Origin of the sequence: Bordetella saccharivorans (genome assembly GCF_045862855.1) — a bacterium.
Classification (GTDB): Bacteria; Pseudomonadota; Gammaproteobacteria; order Burkholderiales; family Burkholderiaceae_B; genus Bordetella_A; species Bordetella_A petrii_F.
The window spans coordinates 2,621,243-2,637,911 of record NZ_BAAFZO010000001.1 but is presented as its reverse complement, the minus strand read 5'-3'; the positions used below and the strand labels follow the sequence as shown (position 1 = coordinate 2,637,911).

The window sequence follows — 16,669 nt, the reverse complement described above, 5'->3', positions numbered from 1 at the left end:
CAAAGGACATCGGCCTGCCAGGGTAATACAGCATATATGACACGACAACTGCAGCAGCTAGATTCCAGGCCACTCACAACGACGCGCCCACGTTTCGCTCTCTCGCGCAATGTGCTGCACCACCAGCATGGGCGTGGCATCCAGCTCAGCCTGAGACTGCCAGCGGAACACCTCGGCACGCTCGCAGTATGGCGCGGCGGTTCTAATCGGCAGCGCCGTTGCGCGCGCAGGACGCGGCCGCCTGGCACGCCAAGGTAATGGCAGGGGACGCCATTGGCGACGCGCTGTCGCAAAAAGGGGATTCCGGACGACATCCTGGGCCAGGCACTGCAACCACTCAACGATCAGTTGCAATCCATGGCCTACTGCGCCGGCTGGCACCGGTCCAGGTGGCTGGCGAAATGGCCATCACTGCGGGCGGCAGGCGGTACCGGCTGCCGCCCGAGTCCGAACAGTGGTGCGCCTCAAGCGAGCCTGCGCCGCCGCGGGTATTAATGACGTCCATTTTCATGATCCGCGCCACACCTGGGCAAGTCCCAGGCCGGCCGCCGCTCATGGCGCTGAAGGAGTTGGGCGGATAGAACCGTTGAAATGGTCCGAAGTACTCGCATCTGGCGCCGAGCCACTTGGCCGGGCACGCCGGACCAGTCACGCTTGGGCCACAGCCGGCCGAGGAACAAAAAACGCCACGGGCAGCGTGGCGCTATTTGCTTGATATTGCTGATGTTTTTTTGGTGGGTCGTGCGCGACTCGAACGCGCGACCAACGGATTAAAAGTCCGCTGCTCTACCGACTGAGCTAACGACCCGACCGAAGCGCGAGATTATGACCGATCCGCGCTTTTCCGTCAAGGAAGCTTACCAGGCGGCCACCACGGCGCCCTTGAATTTCTCGGCGATGAAGGCCTTGACCGCCGCGCTCTGGTAGATGCCCACCAGCTTGCGCAGCTCGGGCTTGTCCAGGTCCTGTTGGCGCACCACCAGTACGTTGGCGTACGGCGACTCGGCGGATTCGCGGGCGATGGCGTCCTTGTTGGGGTCCAGGCCGGCTTCCAGCGCGAAGTTGGTGTTCACCGCCGAGGCGTCGGTGTCGTCCAGCGAGCGCGGCAGTTGCGCGGCGTCCAGCTCCACGAAGCGCAGCTTGCGCGGGTTCTCCACCACATCGATCGGCGTGGCCTTCAGGCCGGCCTCGGGGTCCAGCTTGATCAGCCCCTGGGCCTGCAGCAGCAGCAAGGCGCGGCCGCCGTTGGTCGGATCGTTCGGAATGCCGATCTGCGCGCCCGGCTTCAGCTCGTCCAGGCTCTTGACCTTCTTGCTATAGATGCCGATGGGGAAGATCACCGTCTTGGCGATGCTGGCCAGCTTGTAGCCGCGGTCGGCGTTGGCCGAGTCCAGGTAGGGCTGGTGCTGGTAGCTGTTCAGGTCCAGGTCGCCGGCGGCCAGCGCCACGTTGGGCTGCACATAGTCGGTGAACTCGATGACCTCGATCTGCAGGCCCTGCTTGGCGGCCTCCTGCTTGACCACGTCGAAGATCTGCGCGTGCGGGCCGGCGGTGACGCCGACTTTCAACGGCTTGTCCTGCGCCAGGGCGGCTTGCGCGACAAACGTGGCGCCCAGGGCCAGCGCGGCCAGCGACTTGAAAAACTTGGTGTTCATGATGCGTGAGTTGCGAGTGGGGGAAATCTTCAGCGATGCGACATGCGGCGTACCAGCCAGTCGCCCAGGCCCTGCACGACCTGCACCAGCACGACCAGCACCACCACCACGGCCAGCATGACCTCTGGCTGGAAGCGCTGGTAGCCATAGCGGATGCCCAGGTCGCCCAGGCCGCCGCCGCCGATGGCGCCCGCCATGGCCGAATAGCCGATCAGGCTGATCACGGTGACGATGGTGGCGGCCACCAGGCCGGGCAGCGATTCGGGCAGCAGCACCTTGGCGATGATCTGCAGCGGGCTGGCGCCCATGGCGCGGGCGGCGGTCAGCAGGCCGGCGTCCACTTCGCGCATGGCGTTCTCGGCGATGCGCGCCATGAACGGGATGGCGGCCACCGACAGCGGCACGATGGCCGCGGTGGTGCCGATGGAGGTCTGCGCGATCAGGCGCGTGAACGGAATGATGGCCACCATCAGGATGATGAACGGCACCGAGCGGGTGATATTGACGACCGCCCCCAGCACGCGGTTGACGGGCAGGTTCTGCAGCATGGCGCCGCGCGCCGTCACCACCAGCACCACGCCCAGCGGAATGCCCACCAGCACCGCGATGAGGCTGGGCACCCCCACCAGCAGCAGCGTCTCAAGCAGCGAGGTGGTGAGCAGGTCGATCAGTTGCGGACTCATGGGCGATTTCTTCTACGGGGATGTCTTGCGCGGCCAGGTCGGCCAGGGCCTGGGCCAGCGCGGCGGGCGTGCCTTGCGCCAGCACGAACAAGGTGCCGACCGCCACGCCCTGGATGTCTTCGACGCGGGCCTGCACCAGGCTGACGTCGAGCGCGTGCTGGCGCGTCAGGTCCGACAGCAGGGTGCCGGCCGAGGCGCCGCCGGCCAGCCGCACGCGCAGCAGCCGCACGGCGCTGCCGGGCCGCGCCGCCGCCAGCTCGGCGATGCGCTGGCGCGTGGCGGCCAGCGTGCCGTCGGTGAGGTCGGAGGCGGTGGCCGCCGAGACCATGGCGCGGGTGACCTCATGGCGCGGCGACGCGAAAATATCCTGGGTGCGCCCCAGCTCGACCACCTGGCCCTGCGACAGCACGGCGACGCGGTCGCAGATCTCGCGCACCACCTCCATCTGGTGGGTGATCATCACCACCGTCACGCCGGTCTGGCGGTTGATGTCGCGCAGCAGCGCCAGGATGTTGTGGGTGGTTTCCGGGTCCAGCGCCGAGGTGGCCTCGTCGCTCAGCAGTACGTCGGGGTCGTTGGCCAGCGCGCGGGCGATGCCCACGCGCTGCTTCTGGCCGCCGCTGATCTGGCTGGGATAGCGGTCGCGCAGGTGCTCCAGCCCCACCAGGGCCAGCAGGCGCTCGACCTTGGCGGGAATCTGCGCGCGCGGCACGCCGGCGATTTCCAGCGGCAGCGCCACGTTGCCATAGACGGTGCGGCGCGCCAGCAGGTTGAAACCCTGGAAGACCATGCCGATGCGGCGGCGCTGGCTGCGCAGGCGCGCCTCGTCCAGGCCGGTCAGCGGCGTGCCGCCGATCACGATCTCGCCGCGGTCGGGACGCTCGAGCAGGTTGATGCACTGGACCAGCGTGCTCTTGCCGGCCCCGCTGGGGCCGATGATGCCGAACACCTCGCCCTGCTCGATCTGCAGGCTGATGTCGCGCAATGCCTCAAAGCGCCCATGCGGGGTCGCGTAGGTCTTTGAGAGGTTCTCGATGTGAATCATGACGTTGCGATTGTGGCGGACCGTGCTTCTAAAGAGAACGACTGATTGTTCTCTTTTTAATAACTAATAGTTATATAAAGAAGCTGACCAGGATGCCCGGCGGCACCCTGCGGCCCAGGAAAACGGCGATGCCGGCGGGCATGGCGCGCCGAACCATAGCACACCGGGCGGCGCCGCACGGCCGCCGCCCCGGCAGGCGGCTTCAGCGGGCGCGCGAGATGCGCACCTCGGCGCCGCGGCGCTTGACCTCCAGCCCCTCGGAGGGCAGGATGCGCAGCCCTTCAAGCCCCTTGATGTAGCTGGAGCCCTGCATCTGCATCACGCGGATTTTATTGCGCATGACCACCGGGTTGTGCACCGGCATGCCGAACATCCAGACCTCGTCCAGGATGCGCGCGGAATTGAATTCGCCCGCATGCTGGGCCACCGGGCCCAGGCACAGCATGTGTCCTTCGCGGCCGAACACGGGGAACTTGTCCAGCCCGCATTCCACCGTCCAGGTGGTGCCGCCCTCGTAGCGATGGCCGGTGTTCAGGTCCCACCAGGCCTCGCCCTTGGGCAGGTAGACGCGCACGCTGTTGCCCGGCCGCGTCACCGGCGCCACCAGCAGGGCCGGGCCCAGCAGGTATTGCAGGTCCCACTCGTGCGCGTGGGCATCGTGCGGGAAGCTGAGCGCCATGGATCGCTGCACCGGCAGGCCAGTGCGCACGGAATCCTCGATGGCGCCCAGCACGTACGGGATCAGGCGGTAGCGCCATTGCAGCCAAGTGCGCGCCTGCTCGAGCGCCGCGTCGCCGAACGACCACGGCAGCAAGGCCGGAATGCCCTGGAAGCAGAAATTGGCGGAAAACACGCCGGCGGTGAGCCAGCGCAGGTACAGCTCGGGCGTCATGCCGTCGAGCGGCGCGGTGGCCGAGCCAATGGCATGCACCTGCACCGGCACGCCGCTGGCGCCGATGGACAGCGCCGTGCGCAGCGTGTGCTCCAGGCCCTGCCAGTCGTTGGTGACGCGCGGGCCGAGCTGCCATGGCAGGCGCTGGGCCGCCGGGAACAGGTCGGTGCTGGGCACCACGCCTTCCGGCGGCACCTTGTGGCCTGCCACGGCATCGAACAGGGCGCGGCGCGCCAGCAACGGATACATGGTGCGCAGCGCCGGGCCGGTTTCGCCGTTACGCGCGCTGACATCGTCGGGGATGGCGATCTGGGCGTCGCAGACCGGCGCATCCAGGCCGTCTTCGATCAGTTGGCGATGACGCTCGATCCACAGGTTGTAGACGTCGCGGTAGGTCAGGTCGAGCAGGCCATAGGGACGGCCGGCGGTGGCCTCGTTGCCGTCGAACACTTGCGCGCTGCCATCCGCGCAGGTCAGCAGCCAGCCGCGGTCCTCCAGTTCCTCGAACAGCGGGGTGGACTGGATCACGCCGGGAAACCCGACCGCCGCCACATGGACGTGGTGCTTGTGGAACAGCGCCAGCATCTGGCGGGCATCGGGAAACCGCTGGGCGTCCCATTCGAACACCGCCTTGTCGGCCTGGAAAGCCCAGGCGGCCGGCCCGGCCAGCTTGACGGCGTCCAGCGGCAACTGCAGTTCGCGCATCTGCGCGACCAGCGCGGCGGTCTGGGTGGGCATCTCGCCCTCGGCCTGCTGCAGCCAGGCGCCCATGGCCCACAGCACGGGCTGGCCCGCCCGTCCGGTGAGCGCGGTGTACTGGTTCAGGATCTCGCCCGGCTCGCCGGCGAACAGGAACAGGTCCAGCACCGGGTCGTCGATGGTCAGCGTGTAGGCGGATTCGGTGGGCGGCACGCCCACGCCGTGCTGCACGCGGCGCAGCGTGTTGGCATAGACGCCCCAGCCGCGCGGGCTCCAGGCCAGCGGCAGGGCGCGGTGTTCGGGGTCGTCCGACACCACCGCCTCGTCGCGGCGATTGAGGTCGCCGGGAGTTTCGCCCAGGCCGTAGACGCGCTCGCCCGCGTCCAGGGCGAACGCGGCATTCCACACGGCGTGCTCGATTTCGTCGAGCGCGTTATGGCCGAAGGCGGGCTCGTGCACGGACACGTCCGACGCCAGCACCTGCGTCTCGCCGCGATACAGCGCGATGCGCACGGGGCTGGACTGGATGTCCAGCGCGATGTCTCCCTGCGCGATGCGCCAGCCATTGCCGTCGTCGCGCGGCACGATGGTGCACTCGCCCACCGCTTCCTGGCGGGCGAGCAGCATTTCAGCAGCGGCCCGCGCACGGGCTCCGGGTTTCTCGTCGGTAAGGAGGTTCGCCTCGCCGCAGCGCAGGCGGAACACACCAGGCGCATGCGCCTCGACTACCAGGTGCAGCCCGTCGCCCGCGTCGAAATCGACACGGCTGGATCGCGACGACAGCAACTCGATGGACTCGAGCTGGGTAGTATGGGCAAAGTCGAAATTGGGCGGCACAGAGCTTCCCCCGGCTTAAGCCAAAAAACCATTAAAAGACGCTATTTTGACGGATTTGGCCCTCGAAATAAACTCGGTCCCTTTTTTAGTCGGCCGGGCATGCCGCGCTGGACCCGCCAAAGCCGATGCCAACCAGCGAAGCGACCACTCACTTGCAGACCTATCGCCAGCCGTGGAATCGACGGCTATGGCGTAGTTCTACGGCTATCGTCCGGCAACGCCCCGGCTTCTGCGTCGACCGGCCATCTAGCGCGGCGCGATTACAGCCAGCAGGTCGGCCTCCAGAGGCACGGGTTCGTCGCACAGACAGGCGGCCACCAGGTCGCCCGCCAAGGCTGACCAGGTCAGCCCGCGCGAGGCGTATCCCGTGGCCAGCCACAAGCCCGGCGCATGCGCCACGGGCCCGATCGCCGGCAAGCGTCCCGGCAGTACGGCCCGCCAGCCGGCCCAGCCTGTCAGCCGCCCGGCCGTGCAATCAGCCCAGGCGGAGGGCGCATGGCCCAGCAGGCCGGCGGCCTTGCGCAGGTTGACCTGCTGCCCTTCGGCGCTGACGCGCGCCGTGGCGGCGCCGTGTTCATACGTGCTGCCAGCCACGCATAGGCCCGCCACCGCCGGCAACAGGTAGCCCTCGCCTCCCACGATGCAGCGCGGCCCGCCGCCCAGGCTGCCGGCCGGCAGCAGCGTCACCTCGCCGGCCAGCGCATGCATTTGCGCCAGGCGCGGCAACGGCTCCAGCAAGCCGCTGTCGCGCAATACGGCCTGCGCGCCATGGGCGTTGGCCAGCACGAGGCTGTCGGCCTGCGCCAGCACCTGTGCGCGACCGTCGAGCACCTGCCATTGGCCATCCACCCGTTGCACTCGCGCGGCCTGGGCGGTCACGCGGCGAATGCCCGGCATGTCGAGCAGCGCCGTAATCAAGGCGTCCGGCCGCAGCAGCATGCCGCTGGCGAAATACAGGCCGCCGCGCGCCACCGGCAAGCCGGCCAGCGCCGCGGCGTCGTCGCGGTCCACCGCCCTCACCCAGTCGGCCGGGAACTGCAGCGTCTGCAGGGTATCGGCCAGGGCGGCCGCGCGCCCGCTGTCCCGCTCGAGCTGCAGCGTGCCGCAACGCAGCGGCGCGGCGGCGCCCGGCAAGGCGGCCCAACGGGCCCATGCGCGCTGGCTGCCGGCCCGCGACAGGCGCGCGCGCGGATTGTCGTCGCGGGCGATCAGGGGTGTCAGCGCCGCGGCCGCGTGCCCCGCATGGACCGCGCCCGCCGGCGCGGCGGAATCGATCACCACGACCGGCCGGCCGCGCAGCGCCAGCGCCTGGGCCATGCCGGCGCCGGCCAGCCCGCCGCCCACTACCACCACCGCGTCGTCGCCCGCCGCTGCGGCGGCCGCGCGAGCCTGCGCCCATGCGGCCGCCATGGCGGCGCCAGCCGGCGCGCCGGCCGTCCGCGCCCCCACCGTCATGTGCCGCTTGCCGCCATAACCCGCGCCCTTGCGCACCTCGAAGCCGGCCTCGGCCAGCGCGCGGCGCACGAAGCCGGCACTGGCCCAGGTGGCCAGCGTGGCGTCGCGAGCGGCCAGCCTGGCCAGTTCGCGCAGCAGCCCGGGCTGCCACATATCCGGGTTGCGGTCGGGCGCGAAGCCATCCAGGAAATACGCGTCCACCCGCGCCTGCAGCAACGGCGCCAACGCCGCCGCCTGGCCGAAAGCCAGGGTCAAGGTCAGGGCGCCGCCCTCAAATTCCAGGCGATGCAGGCCGGGCAGGCGCTCGGGCCACTGATCCGCCAATTGCTCCGCCAGCCCACGCAGCGCCGGCGGCGCCAGCTGCGCCAGCCAGCGGCGCAACTGCTCGCGCGCGAACGGATGGGCTTCGATCGACAGCACATGCAGCCGCCGCGCGCGCGCCGGATCGTCGCGCCAGGCGCGCCATAGCGCGAGGAAATTCAGCCCCAGCCCGAAACCGGTCTCGCACACGGTAAAGGCGTGGCGGCCGCGCCAGCGCCCGGGCAGGCCATTGCCGCGCAGGAACACATGCTCGGCCTGGCCCAGCGCGCCGGCCACGGAGTGGTACACATCGCCATAGCGCTCGCTGCGCAAGCGCCCGTCAGCGTCGAGGCCGGCATCGGAAGGCGTCAGGGGAACGTAAGAAGACATGAATGCATTCGAATTTGCGACGATCGCCGCGCGCGGTCGCCAGCATACCCAAAGCGGCGCGCGTTACGTTGGTTGAAAGCCACGCTGGCCGGCGCGATTTGCGGCGAAGCAGCCGGCTCGTCATCTCAAAGGCTTACACTGGGTTTCATGCCGACGACTCAACCGACCCCGACACAGGCCCCGCCGCTCGACCTGGGCGCCGCCATCGATGCCGCCGTCTCGGCGGCCCACACGGGCGCCGCCATCCTGCAATCGTACGCGCATCACCGCGCCGACCTGGTCATCGACCACAAGGCCCGCAACGACCTGGTCTCGCAGGCCGACCGCGAAGCCGAGGCCGCCATCATCGAGTCCCTGCGGGAACGCACGCCCGAGTTCGGCATCGTCGCCGAAGAAACCGGCGGCGCGGCGCACGGACCCGCCACCTGGTATATCGACCCGCTCGACGGCACCACCAACTTCCTGCACGGCATTCCGCACTACGCCGTGTCGATCGCGCTGGTCGCGCACGCCGGCACGCGCATGGCCACCAGCGGCCCGGTCTCCGAAGACACGCCGGTCATCGGCGTGGTGTACGACCCCAGCCGCGAAGAGCTCTTCACCGCGGTGCATGGCATCGGCGCCTGGCTCAACGGCCGCCGCATCGCGTGCTCGCGCACCCAGTCGCTGGGCGACGCGGTGCTGGCCACCGGCTTCCCCTTCCGCGACTTTTCCTTCGCCAGCCAATACATGCCCATGCTGCAGGACGCCATCTGCACCTCGCGCGGCGTGCGGCGCATGGGCGCGGCGGCCCTGGACCTGGCCTGGACCGCCTGCGGCCGTTACGACGGCTACTGGGAAATGGGCCTGGCGCCCTGGGACGTGGCCGCGGGCACGCTGATCCTGCGCGAGGCGGGCGGCGTCTGCCACGACATGCACCGGCGCGACCCATGGCCGGTGGGTGGGCGGGTGGTGGCCGGCAACCCGGCCATCGTCGAGGCCCTGCACGAACTGATCGGTCCGCACCTGCAGGCGCCCTGACTCCCCGGCCGCCTACTGGGCGTCCGGCCGCAATTCGCGCCGCAGGATCTTGCCGACGTTGCTCTTGGGCAGTTCGTCGCGGAACTCCACCGCGTGCGGCCGCTTGTAGCCGGTCAGCTTTTCCTTGCACCAGGCGATCACCTGCGCCTCGGTCAGGGCGGGGTCCTTCCTGACCACGAACGCCTTCACGGCCTCGCCCGAATGTTCGTCGGGCACGCCCACCACCGCGCATTCCAGCACGCCGGGATGCGCCGCGATGACCGCCTCGACCTCGTTGGGGTAGACCTTGAAGCCCGACACCGCGATCATGTCTTTCTTGCGGTCGACGATGCGCGTATAGCCGCGCTCGTCCATGATGCCGATGTCGCCGCTGCGGAAGAAGCCGTCGGCGGTCATGCAGCGCCGGGTTTCCTCGGGTTTCTGCCAATAGCCCAGCATGACCTGCGGGCCGCGGATGCAGACCTCGCCGCGCTCGCCCAACGGCACGGCGCGGCCATCGTCGTCCAGGATGGCCACGTCGGTGGACGGCAGCGGCAGCCCGATCGAGCCGGAATACTCCTTGGTGTTGGTCGGGTTCACGGTCGCCACGGGCGAGGTCTCGGACAGGCCGTAGCCTTCGATCAGCGGGTGGCCGGTAATTTGCAGCCAGCGTTCGGCCACGTGGCGCTGCACCGCCATACCGCCGCCCAGGGTCAGCCGCAGGCCGGAAAAATCCAGCTTGGCGAACTCGGCATTGTTGGCCAGCGCGTTGAACAGCGTATTGACGCCGGGGAAGATGTTCACATTGGCGCGGCGCCACGCGGAGATCAGCGCGGCCTGGTCGCGCGGGTTGATGATGAGCAGGTTGCGCATGCCCGCGTAGATGCCGAACAGGCCGCAGACGGTCATGGCGAACACGTGATACAGCGGCAAGGCGCTGATGATGGTGAGCTGGGTGCGCTCCAGGTCGCGCAGGGCCGGCCGCGCCACCGCCTCGAGTTGCAGCACGTTGGCCACCAGGTTGCCGTGCGACAGCATGGCGCCCTTGGGCACGCCGGTGGTGCCGCCCGTGTACTGCAGCACCGCCACGTCATCCAGCTTGAGCGCCGGCGGCGTGAACGAGGCGGCCGCGCCGGCCGCCAGCACGGCGGGCAGGCGCCGGGCGTCGTCGATGCGCCAGTCGGGGATCATGCGCTTGACGTAGCGCGCCGCCAGGTTGACCAGCGGCGCCTTCAGGCCGCCCAGCAGATCGCCAGGCCCGGTCACTACCACGTGCCGCAATGCGCCCCGGTCGGTCACGTCCTGCAGGGTGCGCGCGAAGTTCTCCAGGATGACTATGACCTCGGCGCCGCTGTCCAGCAGTTGGCGCTGCAGCTCGTCGGACTTGTACAACGGGTTCACGTTGACCACCACGTGGCCGGCGCGCAGCGTGCCCAGCAGGCAGGCCAGGTAGGCGGGCACGTTGGGCATCATCAGGGCCACCCGCGAACCATGCGCCAGGCTGAGGCTCTGCAGCCAGCCGGCAAAGGCGCGCGCCTGGCGGTCCAGCTCGGCGTAGGTAATGTCGGTGCCCATGGCCGTGCAGGCCACGCGCGTCGCATAACGGCTGCACGCCTGGTCCAGCAGGCCGGTCAGCGAGGCATGGGGTTCGATGGAGATTTCGGCGGGAACGCCCTCGGGGTAGTGAGCGAGCCAGGGACGCGACATGGTGGGCCTCCGTGCATCGTTATAGGAAATTTTGTCTGATAATACCCTTGTTGCCTGCGGCCCATTCCAGCGAGACTACCGATGAACCTGATCGAACCCATCGTCGCGTGGCGCGACGACATCGCCGGCATCCGGCGCGACATCCACGCCCATCCCGAACTGGCCTTCGAGGAATTCCGCACCGCCGACCTGGTCGCCGCCCGCCTGCAGGAATGGGGCATCGAGGTGGACCGCGGCCTGGGCGGCACGGGCGTGGTTGGCATCATCCGCGGCCAGGCGGACAGCCCGCGCGCGGTCGGCCTGCGGGCCGACATGGACGCCCTCCCCATGCAGGAAGCCAACACCTTCGCGCACGCCAGCCAGCACCCCGGCAAGATGCACGCCTGCGGCCACGACGGCCATACCGCCATGCTGCTGGCCGCCGCGCGCTACCTGGCGCAACATCGCGATTTCGCCGGCACGGTATATGTCATTTTCCAGCCGGCCGAAGAAGGCGGCGGCGGCGCCCGCCGCATGATCGACGACGGCCTGTTCACGCGCTTTCCCATGGAGGCAGTGTTCGGCATGCACAACTGGCCCGGCCTGAAAGTGGGCCAGTTCGGGTTGACGGCCGGGCCTATCATGGCTTCCAGCAACGAATTCGTCATCACCATCCAGGGCAAGGGCTCGCACGCCGGCATGCCGCACCTGGGCATCGACCCGGTCATGACGGCGGTGCAGTTGGCGCAATCGCTGCAGACCATCATCACGCGCAACCGCAATCCGCTGGACGCCGCGGTGCTCAGCATCACACAAATCCACACCGGCAGCGCCGACAACGTGGTGCCCAACCAGGCCGTGATGCGCGGCACGGTGCGCACCTTCACGCTCGAAACCCTCGACCTGATCGAGCGCCGCATGCGGGAAATCGCCCGCCATACTTGCGCCGCGCTCGATTGCGAAGTCGAGTTCGAGTTCTTCCGCAATTACCCGCCCACCATCAACCACGCGCGCGAGGCGGCCTTCTGCGCCGAGGTGCTGCGCGGCATCGTCGGCGCCGACAACGTCGACGACCACGTGCAGCCCACCATGGGCGCCGAGGACTTCGCCTTCATGCTGCAGGAAATGCCCGGCTGCTACGTCTGGATCGGCAACGGCGACGGCACGCACCGCGCCGCCGGCCACGGCATGGGCCCGTGCATGCTGCACAACGGCAGCTACGACTTCAACGACGAACTGCTGCCGCTGGGCGGCACCTATTGGGTGGAGCTGGCGCGCCAGTGGCTGGCGCGGCCAGCCGGCTAGCAGACGGGCCGCCTGCGCGGCGCGCGTTTTAGCGGCAACAGGCCCTAGCGCGCCAGCTCGACCGGCGGCAGCGCCAGGCAAGCCTGCAGGAAGCGCCCGGCCACGCGCGCCGACGCGTTGGCATGCGGCACCAGGATGCTCAGCGTGCGCGTCAACGGGCGCGGCGCCAGCCGCAGGATGGCCAGCGAGCCGTCTTCGTGCTGCATCGACATGCGCGACACGAAGCCGATGCCCAGGCCCGCGCGCACGGCCTGCTTGACGCCCTCGACCCCTGCCAGCTCCAGCCCCACCGCGGGCGCCAGCGCGGCCGCCTCGAAAGCGCGCTCGACCAACTGGCGCACCCCGGAACCCGGTTCGCGCATCACCAACGGCGAGTCGGCCAGGTCGCGCAGGCGCGCCTGCCGTTTGGCGGCCAGCGGATGATCCGCGCGCGCGATCGCCACCACCTCGTCCTGCTGCCAGCTGTGGACCGCCGTGTCGGCCGGCAGCCCCGCCGGCACTTCGCCTTCGATGAATGCCAGGTCCAACCCCGGCAGGCGCTCGACAATGTCGCGCGTGTTGCCATCGGACAGGTGCAGGCTGACCGCCGGGAAGCGGCGCCGGAAATCCGCCACCAGGGCCGGCAGCAAGTAGCTGGCGGGAGTGGTGCTGGCGCCCAGCCGCAAGGTGCCGGTTTCCAGGCCGCGCCAGGCTTCCCGGGCGGCATGGGCCTGGTTGTATACCTGGCGCAGCTGGCGTGCCTGCTCGGCCAGGCGCTCGCCGGCCGCAGTCAGCGCGACCCCATGGCCGCTGCGCCGGTACAGCGGCTCGCCGAACCAGTCCTGCAGCAGGCGCAATTGCCCGGATACCGCCGGCTGTGACAAATGCAGCAGGCCCGCCGCCCGGCTGATATTGCCGGTATCGGCTACATAGGCGAAGGTCAGGAGCTGGTCTGGGGTCATGCGCGGCTAGATATCAGGATTTCCAATATTTAATATCAAAATTAAAAATTTCCCAAATAGTACGGCGGAATTTAATAATATTGCTTCTAGTTATTTAGTTATTGCATTACACCATGTCCTCCACATCTGCCCTTTCCTTGCCAACTCCCTGGCGCGACAAGCTCAATGGCGTGCTGTTCGTGGCGCTGATGACGGTCGCCGTCATGCAGCTGAGCGACCTGCCGGCCATCCGCGCGCTCGGCTTCTCGCCGCTGGTGGTCGGGATTGTGTGCGGCATGCTGTATGGCAATTTCCTGCGCGGCACCATGCCGGTGGACTGGGCGGCCGGCGTCAATTTCACGGCGCGGCGCCTGCTGCGCATCGCCGTGGCGTTCTATGGCCTGAATATCAGCATCCAGCAGATCGCCGCGGTCGGCCTGCCCGGCCTGGCGGTTTCGGTCGCGGTGGTGGTCGGCACCCTGGTGCTGGGCACCGCCCTCGGCCAGCGCCTGCTCGGCCTGGACCGCGACACCGCGATGCTGACCGCGGCGGGCAGCGCCATCTGCGGCGCCGCCGCCGTGCTGGCCTTCGAACCCACCCTGCGCGCCGCTCCCCACAAAAGCGCGGTGGCGGTGGCCACGGTCGTGTTGTTCGGCACGCTATCCATGTTCCTGTACCCGGTGCTGTACCACGCGGGCTGGCTGCCGCTGGACACCCAGGCGCTCGGCATCTACATCGGCGGCACCGTGCACGAAGTGGCGCAGGTGGTCGGCGCGGCCAGCAACATCGATCCCGCCACCACGGAAGTCGCGACCATCGTCAAGATGACCCGCGTCGCCCTGCTGGTGCCCGTCCTGCTGGTGCTGGGCCTGTGGCTGCGCAGCAAGGCCGCGCACGCGGAGCCCGGCCATGCCAAGGCGCGCCTGCCGGTGCCCTGGTTCGCGGTCGGCTTCCTGGCCCTGGCCATCGTCAACTCGCTGGCCATCCTGCCCGACGACGTCGTCACCGCCATCCGCCGGCTCGACGTGTTCGCCCTGACCATGGCCATGACCGCGCTGGGCATCGAAACGCGCTTCGGCCAGATCCGCAAGGCGGGGCCCCGGGTCATGGCGCTGGGCCTCATCCTGTATGCCTGGCTGCTGCTGGGCGGCTACGGCATCGTCAAGCTCGCCACCTGAGCCGCATCGCGGCGGCGTTTTCCTGCATAATCGGCCGGTCTCTACACAGGAGCCGGCCATGCCTTCCGCCACCCATACCTCCGCCACGCTGCCCACCGGCCGGGAGCCCGTCCTGCGCGTCATGCCGATGCCGGCCGACGCCAACATCCACGGCGACGTCTTCGGCGGCTGGATCATGTCCCAGGTCGACATTGCCGGCTCGGTGCCGGCGGCCCGCCGCGCCGCCGGGCGCGTGGCCACGGTGGCCGTCAACGCGTTCCAGTTCAAGCAGCCGGTATTCGTGGGCGACCTGCTCAGTTTCTACGCATCCATCGTCAAGACGGGCACGACATCGGTTACCGTATCGGTCGAGGTCTACGCCGAGCGCCAGCGCCTCGACGCCGAAGTGGTCAAGGTCACCGAGGCGACCCTGACCTACGTCGCCACCGACGAAGCCCGGCGCAGCCGCCCCCTGCCCACCCTCTGAGCCGTATCCGTATGACGCAGCCCGACGCCGCGACCAAGACGCCTCGCCGGTTGGACCCGGAAGACGCCCAGCACGCGCTGGCCGAGGTCCAGGAACGCCTGCGCCGCCAGCAACTGGTCGAGGACCTCGTCCATCGCCAGGAACAGGGCGACAACAAGGCCTCGCTGGTCGAAGACCTGGTGCATCGCCAGCACGAGGCCGAGCTCAAGGCGCTGGTCGACGCGCTGCATCCGGCCGACATCGCCTTCATCCTCGAATCGCTGCCCAAGGACGAGCGCCAGAACGTCTGGCGCCTGGTCAGCCCCGAGCACGACGCCGACGTGCTGCTCGAGGTCGAGGACTGGGTGCGGGAATCCCTCATCGAGGCCATGGACCGCCAGGACCTGGTCGCCGCCACCGGCAACATGGATGCCGACGAGCTGGCCGACCTGGCGCCCGACCTGCCGCCCGACGTGGTGGCCGAAGTGCAGAAGGGCCTCACCGACGAAGAGCGCGCCCAGTTGCTCGAGGCCATGGGCTACCCCGAGGACAGCGTGGGCGCCATCATGGACTTCGAAATGGTGCGCGTCCGCGAGGACGTCACGCTCGAAGTCGTGCTGCGCTACCTGCGCCGCCTGCACGAATTGCCGGACCACACCGACCAGGTGTTCGTGGTAGACCGCCAGGACAAGCTGCAGGGCATCCTGCCGTTGTCGCGGCTGCTGGTCAGCGAGCCGGAAACCGAAGTACGCGCGGTCATGAGCACCGACTTCCTCACGCTCAACCCGCTCGATTCCGACGCCGACGCGGCGGGCGCCTTCGAACGCTACGACCTGGTGTCCGCGCCGGTCATGGACGACCAGGGCCGCCTGATCGGCCGCGTCACCATCGCGGACGTGGTCGACGTCATGCGCGAAGACTCGCAGGAGCAAGCGCTGTCGCGCGCCGGCCTGCAGGAAGAAGACATCTTCGCGCCGGTGGCGATGGCGCTGCGCAACCGCGCGCCCTGGCTGCTGTTCAACCTGTGCACCGCGGCCACCGCCTCGTTCGTGGCCTCGCGCTTCGAGGCCACGGTCAGCCAGATCGTCATCCTGGCGTTCCTGATGTCCATCGTCGCCGGCATCGGCGGCAACTCGGGCAACCAGACCATGACCATGATCATCCGCGCGCTCGCGGTGGGCCGCATCACCGGCCGCAACCTGTGGCAACTGGTCAAGCGCGAAATGCTGGTCACCCTGCTGGTGGGCCTGTGCGGCAGCGTGGTGGCGGCATTGTTCGCCTGGACCATCTCCGGCTCGCTGTCGATCGCCATCGTGATGATGGCCGCCATGATCTGCAACATGCTGGTGGGCGCCTCGGTCGGCGTCATGGTGCCCATGGTGCGGGCCCGCTTCGGCAAGGATCCCGCCATCGGGTCGTCGGTGCTGCTGACCTTCGCCACCGACTCGCTGGGCTTCTTCATTTTCCTGGGCCTGGCGACGATCTTCCTGCTGTAGGCTGATACACCCGGTCCACATTGGGAAACATCCCGTAGCGCACGGCGCGCCCGGGCGCGGCATCATTGAAAGCAACCGCCGGGCGCGCCATGCGCCCGCGCCCCTCGCCTTCGGAGACATCATGACCGCCAAGCTCCGGGCAGCGGTGTTCTGCCTGCTCTGCCTCCCCGCGTTTGCCGCTTCCGCATGCACGGACCTGCCCTCCTGGACGCAGGCGGCCTGCCAGCGCATCGGCCAGATCTGGAACGAGGGCGGCAACGACCTCTATCTCACGGGCTATTCCTGGCACAACCGCGCTACCTACAGCAAGAAGAAGATCGACAGCTTCAACGAGCTGGCCTGGGGCGGCGGGCTGGGCAAGAGCCTGTACGACGAGGACGGCGATTGGCAGGCCCTGTACGCCATGGCGTTCCTGGATTCACACAGCAAGATCGAGCCGCTGGCGGGCTATGCATTCCAGAAAATCGGCCGGGTCGGCGACAACTGGCGCCTGGGGGCCGGCTATACGGTGTTCCTGACTTCGCGCGCCGACATTTTCAACCACATCCCGTTCCCGGGGCTGCTACCGCTGGTTTCGGCCGGCTACCGCGACGCGACCCTGTATGCCACGTACATTCCCGGCGGCAAGGGCAACGGCAATGTGCTGTTCATGTTCGGCCGCTGGTCGTTCTAGGACCGGGACGG

13 protein-coding genes and 1 tRNA gene are annotated in these 16,669 nt (G+C 68.7%); 6 read left to right on the top strand and 8 right to left on the bottom strand.

All coding sequences use genetic code 11. The annotated features are described in order from the left end of the window. Positions 1-732: 732 nt before the first annotated feature. The 6 genes from ACKTT0_RS12615 to mnmC form a co-directional block, all read right to left on the bottom strand. A tRNA-Lys gene (locus ACKTT0_RS12615) sits at positions 733-808 on the bottom strand. A gap of 49 nt (positions 809-857) precedes the next feature. Continuing rightward, the gene (locus tag ACKTT0_RS12610; protein ID WP_407850216.1) at positions 858-1,655 is read right to left on the bottom strand and encodes a MetQ/NlpA family ABC transporter substrate-binding protein; all 798 of its coding nucleotides are present in this window, start codon (positions 1,653-1,655) and stop codon (positions 858-860) included. A gap of 29 nt (positions 1,656-1,684) precedes the next feature. Continuing rightward, a complete protein-coding gene (locus ACKTT0_RS12605) occupies positions 1,685-2,338 on the bottom strand; it encodes a methionine ABC transporter permease (RefSeq protein WP_407850215.1) in 654 nt (217 codons plus the stop codon). Beyond that, complete coding sequence (locus tag ACKTT0_RS12600) at positions 2,295-3,383, bottom strand: methionine ABC transporter ATP-binding protein (protein WP_028356817.1); 1,089 nt, start codon at positions 3,381-3,383, stop codon at positions 2,295-2,297. The genes ACKTT0_RS12605 and ACKTT0_RS12600 overlap by 44 nt, the downstream gene beginning before the upstream one ends. 202 nt (positions 3,384-3,585) lie before the next feature. Further along, positions 3,586-5,811 (bottom strand): glycoside hydrolase family 31 protein, encoded by a 2,226-nt coding sequence (locus tag ACKTT0_RS12595; RefSeq protein ID WP_407850214.1) that lies wholly within the window; start codon positions 5,809-5,811, stop codon positions 3,586-3,588. A 246-nt stretch (positions 5,812-6,057) separates the two neighbouring features. After that, entirely contained in the window at positions 6,058-7,956 is a 1,899-nt protein-coding gene (gene mnmC / locus ACKTT0_RS12590; RefSeq protein ID WP_407850213.1) for a bifunctional tRNA (5-methylaminomethyl-2-thiouridine)(34)-methyltransferase MnmC2/FAD-dependent 5-carboxymethylaminomethyl-2-thiouridine(34) oxidoreductase MnmC1, read from the bottom strand. A gap of 147 nt (positions 7,957-8,103) precedes the next feature. Between mnmC and ACKTT0_RS12585 the strand changes: the two genes are divergently transcribed. Then, positions 8,104-8,976, top strand: a complete 873-nt coding sequence (locus tag ACKTT0_RS12585; protein WP_407850212.1) for an inositol monophosphatase family protein — start codon at positions 8,104-8,106, stop codon at positions 8,974-8,976. A gap of 12 nt (positions 8,977-8,988) precedes the next feature. Here the strand turns inward: ACKTT0_RS12585 and ACKTT0_RS12580 are convergent, their stop codons facing one another. Further along, a complete protein-coding gene (locus ACKTT0_RS12580; protein ID WP_407850211.1) occupies positions 8,989-10,662 on the bottom strand; it encodes an AMP-binding protein in 1,674 nt (557 codons plus the stop codon). An 81-nt stretch (positions 10,663-10,743) separates the two neighbouring features. On the opposite strand from ACKTT0_RS12580, the gene ACKTT0_RS12575 reads away from it, so the two are divergent. Continuing rightward, positions 10,744-11,946, top strand: a complete 1,203-nt coding sequence (locus ACKTT0_RS12575; RefSeq protein ID WP_407850210.1) for a M20 aminoacylase family protein — start codon at positions 10,744-10,746, stop codon at positions 11,944-11,946. A gap of 44 nt (positions 11,947-11,990) precedes the next feature. Here ACKTT0_RS12575 and ACKTT0_RS12570 read toward each other — a convergent pair whose 3' ends face one another. Then, complete coding sequence (locus tag ACKTT0_RS12570; protein WP_407850209.1) at positions 11,991-12,887, bottom strand: LysR family transcriptional regulator; 897 nt, start codon at positions 12,885-12,887, stop codon at positions 11,991-11,993. 113 nt (positions 12,888-13,000) lie between these two features. On the opposite strand from ACKTT0_RS12570, the gene ACKTT0_RS12565 reads away from it, so the two are divergent. From ACKTT0_RS12565 to pagP, 4 genes are all read left to right on the top strand, one after another. Continuing rightward, positions 13,001-14,044 carry a YeiH family protein gene (locus tag ACKTT0_RS12565; RefSeq protein WP_407850208.1) on the top strand — a complete coding sequence of 348 codons (1,044 nt, stop codon included), beginning with the start codon at positions 13,001-13,003 and terminating at the stop codon, positions 14,042-14,044. A gap of 58 nt (positions 14,045-14,102) precedes the next feature. Beyond that, positions 14,103-14,510: an acyl-CoA thioesterase gene (locus tag ACKTT0_RS12560; protein WP_407850207.1), complete on the top strand. Its 408-nt coding sequence runs from the start codon at positions 14,103-14,105 to the stop codon at positions 14,508-14,510. 11 nt (positions 14,511-14,521) lie between these two features. Then, positions 14,522-15,985 (top strand): magnesium transporter, encoded by a 1,464-nt coding sequence (gene mgtE / locus ACKTT0_RS12555; protein WP_407850206.1) that lies wholly within the window; start codon positions 14,522-14,524, stop codon positions 15,983-15,985. Between the two features lie 121 nt (positions 15,986-16,106). After that, entirely contained in the window at positions 16,107-16,658 is a 552-nt protein-coding gene (gene pagP, locus ACKTT0_RS12550) for a lipid IV(A) palmitoyltransferase PagP (protein WP_407850205.1), read from the top strand. Positions 16,659-16,669 lie beyond the last annotated feature (11 nt).

Coding starts and splice junctions, on each gene's coding strand:
- ACKTT0_RS12610 (WP_407850216.1), bottom strand. CDS start 1,655: ATGAACACCAAGTTTTTCAAGTCGCTGGCCGCGCTGGCCCTGGGCGCC.
- ACKTT0_RS12605 (WP_407850215.1), bottom strand. CDS start 2,338: ATGAGTCCGCAACTGATCGACCTGCTCACCACCTCGCTGCTTGAGACG.
- ACKTT0_RS12600 (WP_028356817.1), bottom strand. CDS start 3,383: ATGATTCACATCGAGAACCTCTCAAAGACCTACGCGACCCCGCATGGG.
- mnmC (WP_407850213.1), bottom strand. CDS start 7,956: ATGTCTTCTTACGTTCCCCTGACGCCTTCCGATGCCGGCCTCGACGCT.
- ACKTT0_RS12585 (WP_407850212.1), top strand. CDS start 8,104: ATGCCGACGACTCAACCGACCCCGACACAGGCCCCGCCGCTCGACCTG.
- ACKTT0_RS12580 (WP_407850211.1), bottom strand. CDS start 10,662: ATGTCGCGTCCCTGGCTCGCTCACTACCCCGAGGGCGTTCCCGCCGAA.
- ACKTT0_RS12575 (WP_407850210.1), top strand. CDS start 10,744: ATGAACCTGATCGAACCCATCGTCGCGTGGCGCGACGACATCGCCGGC.
- ACKTT0_RS12570 (WP_407850209.1), bottom strand. CDS start 12,887: ATGACCCCAGACCAGCTCCTGACCTTCGCCTATGTAGCCGATACCGGC.
- ACKTT0_RS12565 (WP_407850208.1), top strand. CDS start 13,001: ATGTCCTCCACATCTGCCCTTTCCTTGCCAACTCCCTGGCGCGACAAG.
- ACKTT0_RS12560 (WP_407850207.1), top strand. CDS start 14,103: ATGCCTTCCGCCACCCATACCTCCGCCACGCTGCCCACCGGCCGGGAG.
- mgtE (WP_407850206.1), top strand. CDS start 14,522: ATGACGCAGCCCGACGCCGCGACCAAGACGCCTCGCCGGTTGGACCCG.
- pagP (WP_407850205.1), top strand. CDS start 16,107: ATGACCGCCAAGCTCCGGGCAGCGGTGTTCTGCCTGCTCTGCCTCCCC.